Origin of the sequence: Nocardia suismassiliense, from assembly GCF_900269665.1 — a bacterium.
GTDB lineage: Bacteria > Actinomycetota > Actinomycetes > Mycobacteriales > Mycobacteriaceae > Nocardia > Nocardia suismassiliense.
On sequence record NZ_LT985361.1, the window covers coordinates 1,133,028 to 1,147,407 of the forward strand.

Consider the following 14,380-nt stretch of genomic DNA (forward strand, 5'->3'; position numbering starts at 1 on the left):
TTCCGGTGGTCGTGCCGTTCGATCGCGGCAGCAGCTTCTCACTCACCGCGCAAACGGCGGTGGTACTTCTCCCTGATCTCCGGATCGGGCTGGGCGTAAGCCGTTGTCGCCCCGGTGATTCGCGCGACGACGAGCTGCGCCCGGTACGGCAGCAACTGCGCGGACTTGATGATCGCGGCCAGCCTGCGCGGCACCGTCACCAACGGCTTGCCCTTGACCACTGTGCGCACGATCGCCTGCGCGACATCCTCGGGGTCCACGGTCGTCATCGGCTCGATCCACCCCGGCATGTTCGCACCGGCGGACAGCTCGGTGCGCACGATGCCCGGCAGCACCGCCGAGACCTGCACGCCGTGCTCTTTCATTTCCAGATGCAGCGCCGACGTGAAGCCCACCACCGCGTGCTTGGTCGCACAGTAGGTGGCCAGCCCCGGAAAGCCTTGCGTGCCAGCCAGAGACGCGATGTTGATGAGGTGCCCGCTGCCGCGCGCCAGGAACCGCTGGGTGGCCAGCCGCGACCCGTGGATCACCGCGCGCAGGTTGATGTCGACGATGCGATCGGTCATCGCCTCGTCCTCGTCCGCGAACAGCCCGGTCGGCATGATGCCCGCGTTGTTGACCAGCACGTCCAGCGGTCCGAGCTCCTGCTCGAGGGTGTCGAGGAACGCGGCGAACGAGGCACGGTCGGTCACGTTCAGCGGCAGGCCGATGATCCTGGCCGCCGGGTCGGCGCCCAGCTCCACCGCGGTCTTGTCGACCAGTTCCACATCGATGTCGCCGATCGCGACCGCGGCGCCCGCCCCGAGAAACGCCTCGGCGGTGGCTCGGCCGATCCCGCGCGCTCCGCCGGTGATCGCGACGACCTTGCCGCTGAGCGGGGTGTCGCCGTTGGCTGCACTGGTCATGATCTCGGCCTCCCGGTGGGCCGTGGGGTTCGGCAGGGGCGGCCTGGCCCGTCGATCACAGCCACCTCGGCGCTGTATCCAGTGTCGGCGCTCGGCGCAGGATTGATTGCGGATTCGGCAATCATGATGCGGCGGAGCAAAATCTGACGCTCAGAGCCCGCGCGCGATGATCTCCTTCATGATCTCGTTGGTGCCGCCGTAGATCTTCTGGATCCGCGAATCGGTGAAGATGCGCGCGATCGGATACTCGGCCATGTAGCCGTAGCCGCCGAACAGCTGCAGACAGCGGTCGGCCAGAACGTTCTGCTGCTCGGACAGCCACAGCTTGGCCTTGGCCGCGGTCGGGATGTCCAAATCGCCGGTGACGTGCTTCTCGATGCACTCGTCGAGGAAGCTCCAGCCCACGGTGACCGCCGTATCGCATTCGGCCAGCGTGAATTTGGTGTTCTGGAAGGCGAAGATCGGCTTGCCGAAGGCGCTGCGTTCCTTGGTGTACTCCAGGGTCAGCTCGACCGTCTTCTCCATCGTCGCCATCGCGGTGACGGCGATGATCAGCCGCTCCTGCGCGAGCTGCTGCATCAGCTGGATGAAGCCCATGTTCTCGGCCTCGCCGATGAGGTTCGCGCGCGGCACCCGCACCTCGTCGAAGAACAGCTCGCAGGTGTCCTGCCCGTGCTGGCCGATCTTGTGCAGATTGCGCCCGCGCCGGAAACCGGCCTGGCTCGTCTCGACCGCGATCAGCGACAGACCGCCCGCGCCACCCGCCTCGTTGGTCTTGGCGACGACCAGCACCAGGTCGGCCAGGAAACCATTGGAGATGAACGTCTTCGCGCCGTTGACGACGTACTCCTCGCCCTGCACGGTCGCGGTGGTGCGGATCGCCTGCAGGTCCGATCCGGTGCCGGGTTCGGTCATCGCGATCGCCGCGACGATCTCCCCGGACGCCAGCTTCGGCAGCCAGGTCTTCTTCTGCTCGTCGGTGCCGTAGCCGGCGATATAGTGCGCGATGATCGTGCTGTGCACCGGCCCGCCGAAGCTGGGTGCCAGCGCGCGCACCTGCTCGATGGCGATCACCGCGTCATGGCGGAAGTCGCCGCCCCCGCCGCCGTACTCCTCCGGGATGCTGGGGCACAGCAGGCCGAGCTCGCCGGCGCGCAGCCAGACCTCGCGGTCGATGTGCTGCTGCTGGGCCCACCGCTCCTCGTGCGGCGCGCACTCCTTACCGAAGAAGTCCCGCGACAGTTCGGCCAGCGCGTCCATCTCCGCGTCCATCCACCGTGAGCGGTGCCTTGCCATGTTCGCCCGTCCCTTCGCGCATCCGACGCCGTCGTCCTGTCCCACGGTAGAAACCGCCGGAGCGTACCGGTAGGACCGAGCCGCCCGAATCCGATGACCGTAGCGCTCTCGTATCGACGCAGGAGATATCCACCGATTCCGCGCTTCGACTAGCGGCCCATCAATGGCGCGGTGAATGGGTTCGAATCGAATACAACCTGCGGTCGGCGAACGGGGCGAGCCGAGTTCGAATTTCTGGTTCCAACTGGAAGCTGGCCGGGGCCGGCGGAATCACCGACGCGCCCTGCGGGGGTTACCAGCGACGGCCGCAATGTTTGAAGGTTTATTGCGTCGAAGCGATCTTCGACGCAATAAACCTCAAAACTCGGTAATTGCTTGGGCGGTGTTAGCCGAACATGCGCGAGCCGCCGCCCGGAAAGTCCGGGCGGCGGCTCGAGGTCTATCGGAAGCGAGCTCAGCTCGCGGTGCTGCTCGCCATCTGGCGTTCGGCCTTGGCGGCCTCGCGGGCGAGCATGCGGTCGCGCTGCTCCTCGAACTTCACCACGTCCTTGCCGAGCTTGTCGAGGTACGCGGCGAGCCGCTCGCGGCAGGCCTCGCCGCGACCGGTGAAGTCGGTGCGGTCGAAGATGTTCCACTTCTTGAGCACCGGCTGCACCACCTCTTCCATGTGCTGGCGCAGGTCGTAGATGCCGTGCTTGGCCATCAGTACGCCGTTGCGGCGGAAGTTGGGCATACCGGCGCCGGGCATCTGGAAGTTCTCCAGGATCAGCGTGATGGCCTCGATCGTCTGGTCCGGGGCCAGGTCGAGCGCCGCGCCGCACATGTTGCGGTAGAAGATCATGTGCAGGTTCTCGTCCGCGGCGACGCGCTGGAGCATGCGGTCGGCGATCGGGTCGTCACACACCTTGCCGGTGTTGCGGTGGCTCACTCGGGTGGCCAGCTCCTGGAACGTCACGTACGCGACGGAGTGCAGGAAGCCCGCGTCGGCCTCGGTCGGCGACGCGAAACCGTTGGTCATGTGGATCATCCGCGCCTCTTCGAGGGCGACCGGATCGACGCCGCGGGTGACCACCAGGTAGTCGCGCATCACGATGCCGTGCCGGTTTTCCTCGGCGGTCCAGCGGCCGACCCAGGTACCCCACGCGCCGTCCTGCGAGAAGTTCTCGGCGATCTCGCGGTGGTAGGAGGGGAGGTTGTCCTCGGTGAGCAAGTTGGTGATCATGGCGGCTTTCGCGACCTCGCCGAGCCGGGACTGCTCAGGATCCCAGTCGATGCCCCCGAGTGCGGCGAAATTGCGGCCTTCATCCCACGGGACGTAGTCGTGCGGATGCCATTCCTTTGCCAAGGAGAAGTGCCGGTTGACGTTTTCTGCGGCAACCGGCTCCAACTCCGTAAGAAGCTCGAGTTGAGTCAGATCCCTTGCCATGTATGAACCCTTCAGTCTGTGCGTCCGGTCGTGCAGGTCATCCCCCCAAGGTAGACCGATGCCGTGCGGCCATACCTTACGGCACCGTAGGTGTGATGCGAAGCGCATCCGAATGCCTGTTGATGCCCCGTGATACACGTCATACGCCCTCGTTGGCGTTCGGCGACCACTGTCGAGTGTATGGCTTCGGCCCGCAGCGAGGGGATTATCGCCACGGGCCGAGCAGTGTTAGCGCGGCGTGCTGTACTGCACACCGGGGGGTCGAACGTATAGTCCGCCCCGGTCAGCGTTTCCCGCCGAACAGACCGCCGAGTACGTTTCCAAGTGCGCCACCGGCGTTCTTGGCCAGCGCCTCGCCGATCGCGCCGCCGATGCCGCCGCTCTTGCTGCTGCCGCCGAGCAGACCGCCGAGCAGGTCGCCGATCCCGCCGTTGCCGGCCTGCGGCTGGGTCTGCGGCTGGGTCTGTGGCGCGGCGTTTCCGCCGCCGCCGGTCAGCTGCTTGGCCAGGTAGGCGAGCACGATCGGCGCGAGGATGGGCATCAGCTTGGCGATCAGGTCGTTGCCGCCCGTGCCCTCGGTCGCGCCGAGCGCACTGATCACGGTGTTCTTCTCGTCGCCGAAAACGTTCTCGACGATCTTGGAGCCGTCGGCGACGTCGACCTGGTCGATGTCCACCTGGCCCGCGCCCTCGACCAGGCCGCCGTGGTTGTCCAGCGCGCCGACCAGCGAGGCCGCGCCTTCGGGCTGGGTCGCGTTCGCTTGCAGGCCGCCGAGCAGCGTGGGCAGCGCCGCCTGGACCGCGGTGGTCGCGGTGTTCTCGTCTACGCCGAGCTTCGCGGCGATCTGGGCGATGGGTACCTGAGCGAGCAAATCATCGAAGGAAGTCATCAGCTCCGCCTTGTCGAGGGAAGACCGGGATTGCCCCTGTCGGGCTCACAGTAGGGGAATGCTCGGAGGCAGTGCGGTCTTTCGAGTCCCGCGCGCCGGGTGCGATGGCGGCCGCTGTGAAACGAGAGCGGGCGCCCGGTGGAACACCGGGCGCCCGACGAGTGCCCCCAGTAGGGCTCGAACCTACGACCTGCGGATTAAAAGTCCGTAGCTCTACCAACTGAGCTATAGGGGCGCGGTGGGCCAGTGTAGTAGGCGCTGCCGCGATGGCCCAAATGGGGGAGCGGGCGCGTCGCGAGTCCGCCGCTGCCGCGGTGCGCGGGTGTCGGCGAGTGATGGCAATCCTGCGCCGAGACTTGTTGTGGCGCCTGGTAACGCGGGACGTCTGGCGCACGATCTTGTCGGTAAACATTTGGTACCCAACTTTGTTCATCGCGCCGATAATTGGCTACCATCCAATCATGTTGGCTAGCAATGTCTTTGGATTTGCGGGGGGTGAGGGGTCTGAGCTCGGGTGCGTGCGCCGGTGGGGTGAGCGGGCAGGCGCGCGGCCGAGGATCGGTGGGCCGGTCGGCCGGTCTCCTCGGGTGAACGTTGCTGCGACGCTGTCGAATTGGGGGAACGGGTATGCGCCGAAGCTTGGTTGCGAGATGTTTGCTGTAACAGTAAACCAACCCGGTCAGTTACCTGACTCGTCGGTTTGCCGCGTGTCGGATGGGGTTTCCGGGTACGGTGACGACTTGATGAATTCCGAAAGAATCGCCGACTGGTCCGGTGATTCGGAATTCGGCTTATCGTTGATGTGCCCGAACTTGTCGCGACCGGTCCGGCCGATCGCGGCTTCCCTGAACACAACGCCGCGGGAGGCAGATCCGAGACAAAGGAATACCCGGGTGCGCACCCCCTGCGGTGCACCCGGGCAGGAAAACTATACCAGCTGGTGTGTTTCAGGTTTTTCGCAAGTTTTCGTACCGAAAGTTTGAAACTGGGCGAAAACCCGGTTTGAAGTATTGATAAAACTCATAACTTCGCGCCAAGGGCCCGTTCCTTTGGGGGTGGCTGTTTGGCGGCGAGTAGGCTTCGGAGGCGTTTCGAGCATGGCACGGCAGCAAGAGCGGGCCCGCCGGACACGTGCGGCGATTATCAGGTCCGCCGCCGTTGAGTTCGGGAAGAGCGGCTATGCCGCTGCATCGCTCAACCGCATATTGGAAGGGTCGCGTGCCACCAAGGGCGCCATGTACTTCCATTTCGATTCCAAGGAAGATCTCGCGCGCGCCGTACTGGAGACGGCGGTCGAACGCTATCGCGCATCGGCCGAGCGTTGGCTCGGCCGAACGGATCTCGGACCACTGGACATCATGCACGGCATGATCGACGAGATGGCACTACGGCTCGAACACGACATCATCGTGCAAGCCGAATACCGGTTGATCATCGAACCGGACTTCTATCGAGACGTGCAAAGCGGTGGCGGACGGATCCTCGGGCGCGCCACCCGCGCGCTCACCGTGCGCGCCATCGATCAGGGACAGCTGCGCGCCGACGCGGACGCCGACCGATTCACCCGCACGCTGACCGCCGCACTGGCCGGCCAGCGCTACCTGGTCGACGCGCAGGGCACCGGCATCGACCTGCGCGCCCGCTTCGAGGAAGCACTCGAGGTCGTCGTCGAGTCCATGGCCACCCCGGAATGGACCGAGAAGTTCCGCAACGACGGCTGGCGCACGCGCGCCCGGCTCGAAGAGCTCAGTTTGGGCCTTTGACCAGCCGGTTTGGGAAACGAGTCCGGTCTGTCATAAGCTAACCGGGCTCCCAACGGACAGCCGTTGAAGCCGGTTCCGGAGAAATCCGGAGACGAGCCCCCTTCGTCTAGCGGCCTAGGACGCCGCCCTTTCAAGGCGGTAGCGCGGGTTCGAATCCCGTAGGGGGTACGGTCTTCGGACCGTTGGTAGTACGCAAGGCCCTGTGGCGCAGTTGGTTAGCGCGCCGCCCTGTCACGGCGGAGGTCGCGGGTTCGAGTCCCGTCAGGGTCGCAAAAGAGGCGCCGGAGCAATCCGGCGTTTCGCGTATGGCATTCAACTCGGGTGCCTGCGGCCAGGTAGCTCAGTTGGTACGAGCGTCCGCCTGAAAAGCGGAAGGTCGCCGGTTCGATCCCGGCCCTGGCCACTCGGAAGCGAGGGAACTCTGCGCGCAAAGTACGCGCGCTGGAGCTCCCTCGCCTTTTTTGTTTTGTGGGGTGCAACCCCACACCCGCTCGGCGGGGCTTCGCCCCCCGAACCTCCGCATCGTGGTTGCGTTGGTGGGCTGCTGCGGATTTGGCTGCGACGTGCTCGACGGGGCTTCGCCTCCGAATCCACCCATCAAGTCCCGGCGGCGCCAGTTGGTGTTCGCGAGTGGGACTTGGGGGCGGGGAAGTGCGAGTAGTGGCTGCGTGATGTCCCGGTGGGTAGTCGTCCGTAGGCTGGGAGGGACATGGTGGCTCTCTTACTGGCGCTTGCAGGGTTTGCGGTGCTGGATTCCTTGGATGTGCTGTTGGTGGGCGTTACTACGGCGGTGGTGGCGGACAGTCGGCTGGGGCGGCGGTCGCCGGTGCCGGGTGGGGGGGGGTGTTATCGTGGGGGTTTTCTGGCGCTCGCAGGGTGGGGGGCCTGCGGGGCGGCCGGGGTGCCGAATTGGTCGAGCCGCTGCGTCTGCTGTTCAAGGACGAGGTGCGCGCGGTCGGCCGCGAGCTCGGGCTGCCCGAGGAGATCGTCGGCCGCCAGCCGTTCCCCGGACCCGGTCTCGCCATCCGCATCGTCGGCGAGGNGGGGTGTTGCGGCGGCGGCCTTGGTTGTTCGGATTCGTGGGGATGGCGATTGGTCTCGTGCAGGCGCCTACTGCTGTGCCGTATCTGGCGGGGCTGGCGATGATCTCGGCGCAGGAGCCGTTGCCGGCGTTCTGGCCGTTGATCGTGGTCGCTTACTGTGCGCTGGCTTTGTTGCCGCCGTTGTTGGTGTTGTTGCTTTCGCTCCGGCGAACACGGAGAGCTCGACGGGTGTACCGCACGATCGTGCGTGTGCTCACTCGGTATGCCCCGCCTGCATTACGGGTCCTGTTCGTGACGTTCGGCGCAATTCTGCTCGTCGACGCGCTCGTCAACTTCCGTCAGCTCGCGTGAGTGGCACATGGCTGTGGCAAAACGCGAGTAGTTCACTCGATGGTGTGCCACGCACGACAATCGTGATCTTGGAAAAGCAGTGTGGGGGCGGCTGACGGTGCAATGCTGGAGGCATGGCTGAGCGCTGGTATTACTGCTTGAAGCACAAGCGCGCCGAGAAAGGTCGGCAGTGCTGGTTCCAGGATCGGATGGGACCGTATCCGGACCAGGCGACCGCGGAGCGGGCATTGGAGATCGTCAAGTCGCGCAATGCGCAGGCGGATGCCGCGGACGCGGATTGACGCGACGGTGACCGGGCGCTTTCTCGTATGTGCTGAGTGGCAACCGATTTCGTCCGAACAGGGGTAACTCGGCGGGTACCGGCTGACTATCGCGCGTCGCCGATGCCGCTCCAGCGCATGCTGAGCCGGGCCGGAGGCTCGGAGAGGCGAGGGAGCCCTGTTCAGGTCCATCAAGTACGGTTTCTTGAACTCAGACGAATGCTCGGTGGTCCTGACGTGGGCTGCGAGCTGGACCAGGATCAGCAGGGAGGGCGACCCTTGAGGGTTACCGTTGTTGTGCCGACCTACAACGAGCGGGAAAATCTGCCGGTTGCGGTGGCGCGGCTCACCGCGCTGCCGGTGCCCGACCTGCACGTGCTCGTGGTCGACGACAGTTCACCGGACGGCACCGGTGAGGTCGCCGACAAGCTGGCCGCGGAGCTGCCGAACGTGGTCGGCGTGCTGCACCGCACCGAGAAGGACGGCCTGGGCCGGGCCTACATCGCCGGGATCACCCGGGCGCTGGACGAAGGCGCCGACGTGGTGATCCAGATGGACGCCGACCTGTCGCACCCGGCCGAGGTGATTCCGGCCATGCTGGAACGGCTGACGACCACCGACGCCGGCGTGGTGCTCGGCTCGCGCTACGTGCCGGGCGGGTCCACGGCCGAAGAGTGGAAGTGGCACCGCAAGGCGCTGTCGGCGTGGGCCAACTTCTACGTGAACCTGATCCTGCGGCTGCATGTGAAGGACGCCACCGCGGGGTTCAAGGCGTGGAAGGCGGACACGTTGCGCGCCATCGACGTCGCGTCGATCCGCAGCAACGGGTATTCGTTCCAGGTCGAGATGAACTACCGGACGGTCAAGCGGGGCATCGAGATCGCCGAGGTGCCGATCCGCTTCGAGGAGCGCACCCTGGGCGCCTCCAAGATGAGCCTGAAGGTGCAGCTGGAGTCGGCGCTGATGCCGTGGAAGCTGCTCTTCGGCAAGTCGGTCTAGAGCGCACCACCGAACAGCCAGCAGGGCCCCATCTCCGCAATGGAGGTGGGGCCCTGCGTGGTTCGCGGCGGATCAAGCGGTCAGTCCGCGACGCAGCGCCTCCAGCCCGACGATGATGACCGGCGCAAGCACCAGGTGCATGACCGACAATGCGACGGTGGTCGCCGCGTCCAGCCCGGCGCTGACGGTCAGTCCGATGGTCGCCACGGCGAGCACGCTGCCGACGACCTGAGCCACCCGCAGCACGCCGACCCAGCGGTAGGACAGCAACGCGGCCAGAGTCATGCCGATGAGCAGCGGCACCGCGGACGACATGATCACCGTGCCGCCGCCGATGTAGGTGGTGACGCCCTTGTCGACCACCTCGAACGAGCCGCCCGCCGCCTTGCCGATCAGCCAGACGACGAGGTTGACGGCGACCGCGACGACGGCGCTGCCGAGCACGGCGACCGGACGGTTGACCGCCGGGATACGGAGGGCGGGGGCGATGGTTTGTGTGGTGGTCATGGTGTTCTCCTCATCCGAAGCTGTGTGCTTGGTACTGAGAACAATGGTGGAACCTGAACAATTGTTTAGGTCAAGCCGGACGTCGAGTGGCCTGGATCACAGGGGTAAATTCGCCGCGGCGGAATGCCGGGCGGCGCAACGGGGTTCGCGCGAGCGCTGGTCAGCCTGCGTCGGGCTCCGGCCAGTTCAGCAACGTATCCAGGTACAGCTGCCGGACCGCCGCCACCTTGTCGTCCATGTTGTTCGGATCCCAGCCGCTCACGTCGATGGGGTCGAGGATCGCCACGTCCACCGTGCCGGGGCGCGCGACCATCGAGTTGCGCCAGCAGATTTCGCCCGCATTGCGGATGACGATCGGGATGATCGGCACCCCGGCCTGGATGGCGATGTGGAACGCGCCTTTCTTGAACGGCCCGACATCCGGTGTGTAGGAACGGGTTCCCTCGGGGGCGACGGCGATCGACAGGCCGCTGCGCAAGGTGTCGACGACCGGGGCGAGCGCGGCCTTGGCCTTGTCGGTGCTGGACCGATCGATGAAGGTGACGCCGACGAAGCGCATCAGCGGGCCGAAGACGGGGTTGCGGGTCAACTCCTTCTTGCCGATTCCGGTGACGCCGCCGTTGAGCACCTCGGGCACGATGATGATGTCGAACTGGCTCTGGTGGTTGAACAGGAACACTGCGGGCCGTGGCGCGCGGGCGTTGGCGGCGCCGGTCACCCGCAGGTGCACGCCTGCGATGCTCAGGGTGTTTCCGGCCGCGTGCTCGAGCAGCGCGTCGGCCATCTGCCGGCGGTCTCTGGTGGGCGACTTGGCCGCGACGCCGTAGAACGCGCCGCCGAGCAGTCCGGCGAAGCCCGCTGTGGTGCGCACGTAGTCGGCCGGACGGGGGCCTCGCCTGGGCCGGAAGTGCAGCGTCGGCCAATCATGTTCCGCGGCAAGAGCGGTCAGCTGCTCATCGGGGTTCACCGCCGTCGGGTGGCCGACCAGCGACAGTAGCGGCAGATCGGCGGCGTTGCCGGTGTAGGCGTAGCTGCGCGCGAGATCTATTTTGTCGGCGGCGAACTCGCGGACGGCTTCGGCTTTTCCGTTGCGCCACAATGTCTTGCCGTCGACGTAACCGGTGAGGATGCCGTCCTGGGTCGCCATCGGGGTGTACAGCACCTGCTCGATGCCCAGCGCGGCCGCCGTGGGAGCGACCTGGAAGCGGGTTAGCGAGCTGGCCAGCACCACGGTGTGCCCGGCCGCCTGATGCGTCCGAATCAGTTGCCATGCTTCGTGATACAGGTGGCCGTACACGGCGCTCCGGAACAGCCGCTCGCCGAGCGCGGTCAGTTCGTCAGCGGACTGGCCCGCCAGCACCTCGGTGAGCTGGTGCAGGTAACGCCCGTACTCACCGTCGGTGGTGCCGTTGCGAATCCCGCCGAGCAGGACGGCCTCGACGCTGCGGCGGCGAAACAGCCTGGGGCGTTTGAACCCGCTGACGACGGTCCCGCCGAAGTCGAAGATCGCGGCTACCTCGGGACCTTGCGGACCCGATCGGATCGGCTCGGTCGCGGCGTGCAGCTCACTGTTCACCGAGTCTCCCGATTGGACGGATCGAGCGCGGCCGCCTGCGAGATGCGCGCGCCGATGGTGCGCAGCCGATCCGCGAACTCCACTCTGCGCTCGGTCAACTCCGCTCTGCGCTTGGCCGAGTCGTTCGACACCGGTTCGAGCAGGCCGTAGTTGTCGGCGAGTTTCAGTGCGCTGGTGAACAATTCGGTGGAGACCGATTCCGGGCTGTGCAGCCGCTGCTGCAGCATCATCTGCTTGCCTACCGCGACACATTCGGCGATGAACTGCTTGCGGTCGAGCTCGATCTCGGGGTCGCGGTCGGCCAGGCGTTCGGCCACCACCAGCTGCGCGTCGAAGAACGAGCGGAGCACGCGGTGCGCCATCATGAAGCCGGAGTCGGTGAGCTTGGCCATCACCTCGGAGCCGAGGGTGTTGTCGCGGGTGTGGCTGCGCCACTGCGGATCCAGCAGCAGCATCTCCGCCGTGATCTGCTCGGCGAACTCGGCTCGCTCGGGGAAGAAGAACTCGAACTTCAACAGGTCGCGCAGCCGGAACGCCTCGTCCCAGCCGGTGCTCAGCTGGTCGGCGCCGTCGCTGTCGAGCGCGGCCAGGATGGACAGTTCGAGAATGGCGCGGTGCACGAACCAGTGCACCGCGCTGTTGCGGTAGAACGCGGCCTCGAGGTGTGCGCCGGCCTCGATCGAGTACACCGGCTCCAACCCACCGCGATAGACCGTCACCACCTTCGCCAGCGAAAGCTGTTCCAGCACAACGGCCAGACCCTGATCGTCCTGCAGGGTGTCCAGCTCGCCGTGCGGCAGCTCGCGCTTGCGGATGTAACCGAGCACCGGAGCCAGCACCGTGCGCACCTCGCCGAGGGTGAGCGCGCGCTCGTGCACACCGAGCAATGCGAGGGTGACCAGCGCGTTCACCGTCACCGGCGTGACCGCGTTGATCCCGACGGCGATCTCGAACGCCAACCGCTGCACGGCCTTACGCTCCAGCTCGGCGACCTCGGGTGCGTCGGGCTCGCCCTGACCGATCTCGGTGAGACCGGCGGGTGCGGGCTCGGTGCGATGCAGTGGGATGGTCAACGGTGGTGTGACGAGCGGATCGCCGTGTGCCGCCAGCCGGTCGCGGGCCGAAAGCGGTTCGCCGAACCGCACATACACGTGCCCGGCCGAATGCTGCTGGCTCCGGATATAACGCGCGAGCCAGGCCAGACCCTCGGGTTTCTTCCGGCCGCCGACCTGTTCGGTGGCGATGGCGCCGAGTTCGTTGAGCCGCTCGTAGGTGATCGACACCGGAACCAGCATGACGTCCTCGACCCGGTCGGCACGCACCGCCGCCGCAAGGTAATTCAGCAGGCCGTAGCGCGGCGGCCGCAACTTGCCGGTGCGGGTGCGACCGCCCTCGAAGTACCACTCCAGGTTGAATCGTTTGGCCAGCAGGAAGGCGAAGTACTCCTCGACGACCGCCTTGTACACCTCGTCGTCGCCGAAACTGCGCCGGATGAACACGGTTCCGGTGCGCCGGGCGATCGGCCCCATCGGCCAGAAGCTGAGGTTGGCCCCACCGATCACGTGGTTGGGCGGGAAGTCGTTGCGGGCCAGCACATCACCGAGCACGAACGCGTCGACGTAGGAGCGATGCGAGGGCAGGAACACCAGCGGATAGCGGCGGTTGAGGTCGCGCAGCGCGGCCAGCCCCGAATCGTCGGAGTCCACCTTCCAGGTCGACGCGTGGATCGGCCGCATCGCCTGGGTGAACAGGTCGGAGACCAATCTGCTTTGCGCGGCGACGAGTTCGTTCAACGCCTTCTCCGCGCGGCGATACACCTCGTGCGGGGCGGCGCCGATCTGGTCGGCGATGAGCTCGAGCCTGCGCACGAAATCGGGGGAGTCCATGATTTCCTCGGCCACCAGCCGGGGCACCTTGTACCGGTCGCCGATGATGGTGCGTTCGGCGCGCTCCAGCGCCACCACCGCGGCGCGCACGATGGCGCGGGCGAACGGCTCGGCGCTGCCCTTGGTGACCAGCGTGGCGGCCTCCGGGTTGTTCGTGCGCAGTTCGCTGAGCAGTGCGGGCTGCCCGGTCAGCACCACATGGCGGTTCGATTGGCCGACCAGCTTGCGCTGTGCGAGCCGGTTCGGCTTGCGCGGGTTGGTCAGCAGCGCCATGTCCGCGAAGGTGATCCGGCGCACGCCGTCGCGTTCCGGCGGCAGCCAGAGCACGCGCACCGGCACCACCAGCGGATCATCGTGCCTGCCGACCAGCCGGGTAGCGAGGGCGCCCGCGTCCAGATCCAACTGGGTGATCGGGGCATCGGTGCCGAATTCCTTGGCGATACCGCCCTCGGCCAACCAGTTGCCGATGAGTTCGCGCTCCACCCCGGATGCCGCGTCCACCAGCGCCACCACCGACCCCGGTGCCGTCGCTCGCCCGATGTCCGCGGGCGCTCCGCCACGGTGCTCGATCATGCCTGGTTCCCTCCGACTGAAGATCTCCCTATTGAATCCCCCCAGGTCTGTTTCGCGCAGGCACTCGGGCGTGCAAGTTGAACGCGCGGCCAGGATCCCGCGTTCCGTCGGCGCGGCGATCTACGCTGCGCTGATGGATTGGGCCTTACGCGCGTGCGGTTGGCACGGTCACTACACCTATGCGCCGGACGAGGCGGCGCTGGCCGAACGGTTGCGGGTCGACACCGTGGCCGGGGTGGCGTGGCGCTGTCTGCGGTGCGGGACATTCGTGCCGGGTGCGCCGGTTGGGTCGGGGCCCGCCGACCATGCGCCCGAGGTGCCGCGTGGGCGGCTGCTGCGAGATCGCTGGCTGATGCGGGCGTTGGCGATCGAGCGGTTGCTGCGCGGTCTGCTGCTCGTGGTCGCCGCGCTGGGGGTGTTGAAGTTCCGCTCATCGCGGGAGACCATGCGGGCCGCGTTCGATCAGGATCTGCCGCTGCTGCGGCCGTTCGCCGACCAGATCGGCTGGGATATCGATCGGTCCAAGATCGTGCATCTGATCGATGAGGCGTTCTCCTTGTCGAATACGACGCTGCTGTGGGTGGCGATCGGCATCTTCGTCTATGCGACGCTGCAGGGCATCGAGGCACTCGGACTGTGGCTGGTGAAACGCTGGGGCGAGTACTTCGCCGTCGTCGCGACGAGTCTGTTTCTGCCGCTGGAGATCTACGAATTGACCGAGAAGGTGACCGCCCTGCGGGTCGGCGCGCTCCTGGTCAATATCGCTGCGGTGGTGTGGCTGCTGTACTCCAAGCGGCTGTTCGGGCTGCGTGGTGGCGCGGCCGCGTACCACGCGGAACACAGTGCGGAGAGTTTGCTGAGCGTCGAGCGCTCCGCGTTGGCTGTTCCGGCGAAGTAGCCGCTCGG

General features: G+C 66.5%; 12 protein-coding genes and 4 tRNA genes. 8 read left to right on the forward strand and 8 right to left on the reverse strand.

Features of this window, described 5'->3' with window-relative positions; all coding sequences use genetic code 11:
• Window positions 1-38: 38 nt before the first annotated feature.
• The 5 genes from DBO33_RS05195 to DBO33_RS05215 all read right to left on the reverse strand — a co-directional run bounded on the left by DBO33_RS05195 (window position 39) and on the right by DBO33_RS05215 (window position 4,751).
• Window positions 39-905 (reverse strand): SDR family oxidoreductase, encoded by an 867-nt coding sequence (locus DBO33_RS05195; RefSeq protein WP_107654012.1) that lies wholly within the window; start codon window positions 903-905, stop codon window positions 39-41.
• Between the two features lie 150 nt (window positions 906-1,055).
• Window positions 1,056-2,201, reverse strand: a complete 1,146-nt coding sequence (locus tag DBO33_RS05200; RefSeq protein ID WP_107654013.1) for an acyl-CoA dehydrogenase family protein — start codon at window positions 2,199-2,201, stop codon at window positions 1,056-1,058.
• Window positions 2,202-2,655: 454 nt separating this feature from the next.
• Complete coding sequence (locus DBO33_RS05205; RefSeq protein WP_107654014.1) at window positions 2,656-3,627, reverse strand: acyl-ACP desaturase; 972 nt, start codon at window positions 3,625-3,627, stop codon at window positions 2,656-2,658.
• Between the two features lie 283 nt (window positions 3,628-3,910).
• On the reverse strand, window positions 3,911-4,516 hold the full coding sequence (locus DBO33_RS05210) for a DUF937 domain-containing protein (protein ID WP_107654015.1): 606 nt from the start codon (window positions 4,514-4,516) through the stop codon (window positions 3,911-3,913).
• Window positions 4,517-4,678: 162 nt separating this feature from the next.
• Window positions 4,679-4,751 (reverse strand) — tRNA-Lys (locus DBO33_RS05215).
• Between the two features lie 862 nt (window positions 4,752-5,613).
• On the opposite strand from DBO33_RS05215, the gene DBO33_RS05220 reads away from it, so the two are divergent.
• From DBO33_RS05220 to DBO33_RS05250, 7 genes are all read left to right on the forward strand, one after another.
• Complete coding sequence (locus tag DBO33_RS05220; protein ID WP_107654016.1) at window positions 5,614-6,279, forward strand: TetR/AcrR family transcriptional regulator; 666 nt, start codon at window positions 5,614-5,616, stop codon at window positions 6,277-6,279.
• A gap of 95 nt (window positions 6,280-6,374) precedes the next feature.
• Window positions 6,375-6,447 (forward strand) — tRNA-Glu (locus DBO33_RS05225).
• Window positions 6,448-6,475: 28 nt separating this feature from the next.
• Window positions 6,476-6,549, forward strand: a tRNA-Asp gene (locus DBO33_RS05230).
• A 59-nt stretch (window positions 6,550-6,608) separates the two neighbouring features.
• Window positions 6,609-6,682, forward strand: a tRNA-Phe gene (locus tag DBO33_RS05235).
• A gap of 643 nt (window positions 6,683-7,325) precedes the next feature.
• Window positions 7,326-7,673, forward strand: a complete 348-nt coding sequence (locus DBO33_RS05245) for a hypothetical protein (RefSeq protein WP_407670477.1) — start codon at window positions 7,326-7,328, stop codon at window positions 7,671-7,673.
• Window positions 7,674-7,786: 113 nt separating this feature from the next.
• The gene (locus tag DBO33_RS43495) at window positions 7,787-7,954 is read left to right on the forward strand and encodes a hypothetical protein (protein ID WP_199856532.1); all 168 of its coding nucleotides are present in this window, start codon (window positions 7,787-7,789) and stop codon (window positions 7,952-7,954) included.
• 276 nt (window positions 7,955-8,230) lie between these two features.
• Complete coding sequence (locus DBO33_RS05250) at window positions 8,231-8,932, forward strand: polyprenol monophosphomannose synthase (protein WP_107654018.1); 702 nt, start codon at window positions 8,231-8,233, stop codon at window positions 8,930-8,932.
• 72 nt (window positions 8,933-9,004) lie between these two features.
• Here DBO33_RS05250 and DBO33_RS05255 read toward each other — a convergent pair whose 3' ends face one another.
• The 3 genes from DBO33_RS05255 to DBO33_RS05265 form a co-directional block, all read right to left on the reverse strand.
• Window positions 9,005-9,439 carry a DUF6069 family protein gene (locus tag DBO33_RS05255; protein WP_107654019.1) on the reverse strand — a complete coding sequence of 145 codons (435 nt, stop codon included), beginning with the start codon at window positions 9,437-9,439 and terminating at the stop codon, window positions 9,005-9,007.
• A 160-nt stretch (window positions 9,440-9,599) separates the two neighbouring features.
• On the reverse strand, window positions 9,600-11,015 hold the full coding sequence (locus tag DBO33_RS05260; RefSeq protein ID WP_107654020.1) for an HAD-IB family hydrolase: 1,416 nt from the start codon (window positions 11,013-11,015) through the stop codon (window positions 9,600-9,602).
• Window positions 11,012-13,474, reverse strand: coding sequence for a glycerol-3-phosphate 1-O-acyltransferase (locus DBO33_RS05265; RefSeq protein WP_107654021.1), 2,463 nt, complete (start codon window positions 13,472-13,474; stop codon window positions 11,012-11,014). The genes DBO33_RS05260 and DBO33_RS05265 overlap by 4 nt, the downstream gene beginning before the upstream one ends.
• Before the next feature lie 130 nt (window positions 13,475-13,604).
• On the opposite strand from DBO33_RS05265, the gene DBO33_RS05270 reads away from it, so the two are divergent.
• Window positions 13,605-14,372 (forward strand): DUF2127 domain-containing protein, encoded by a 768-nt coding sequence (locus DBO33_RS05270; RefSeq protein ID WP_199856933.1) that lies wholly within the window; start codon window positions 13,605-13,607, stop codon window positions 14,370-14,372.
• The last annotated feature ends 8 nt before the right edge of the window (window positions 14,373-14,380 follow it).

Coding starts and splice junctions, on each gene's coding strand:
- DBO33_RS05195 (WP_107654012.1), bottom strand. CDS start 905: ATGACCAGTGCAGCCAACGGCGACACCCCGCTCAGCGGCAAGGTCGTC.
- DBO33_RS05200 (WP_107654013.1), bottom strand. CDS start 2,201: ATGGCAAGGCACCGCTCACGGTGGATGGACGCGGAGATGGACGCGCTG.
- DBO33_RS05205 (WP_107654014.1), bottom strand. CDS start 3,627: ATGGCAAGGGATCTGACTCAACTCGAGCTTCTTACGGAGTTGGAGCCG.
- DBO33_RS05210 (WP_107654015.1), bottom strand. CDS start 4,516: ATGACTTCCTTCGATGATTTGCTCGCTCAGGTACCCATCGCCCAGATC.
- DBO33_RS05220 (WP_107654016.1), top strand. CDS start 5,614: ATGGCACGGCAGCAAGAGCGGGCCCGCCGGACACGTGCGGCGATTATC.
- DBO33_RS43495 (WP_199856532.1), top strand. CDS start 7,787: ATGGCTGAGCGCTGGTATTACTGCTTGAAGCACAAGCGCGCCGAGAAA.
- DBO33_RS05255 (WP_107654019.1), bottom strand. CDS start 9,439: ATGACCACCACACAAACCATCGCCCCCGCCCTCCGTATCCCGGCGGTC.
- DBO33_RS05265 (WP_107654021.1), bottom strand. CDS start 13,474: ATGATCGAGCACCGTGGCGGAGCGCCCGCGGACATCGGGCGAGCGACG.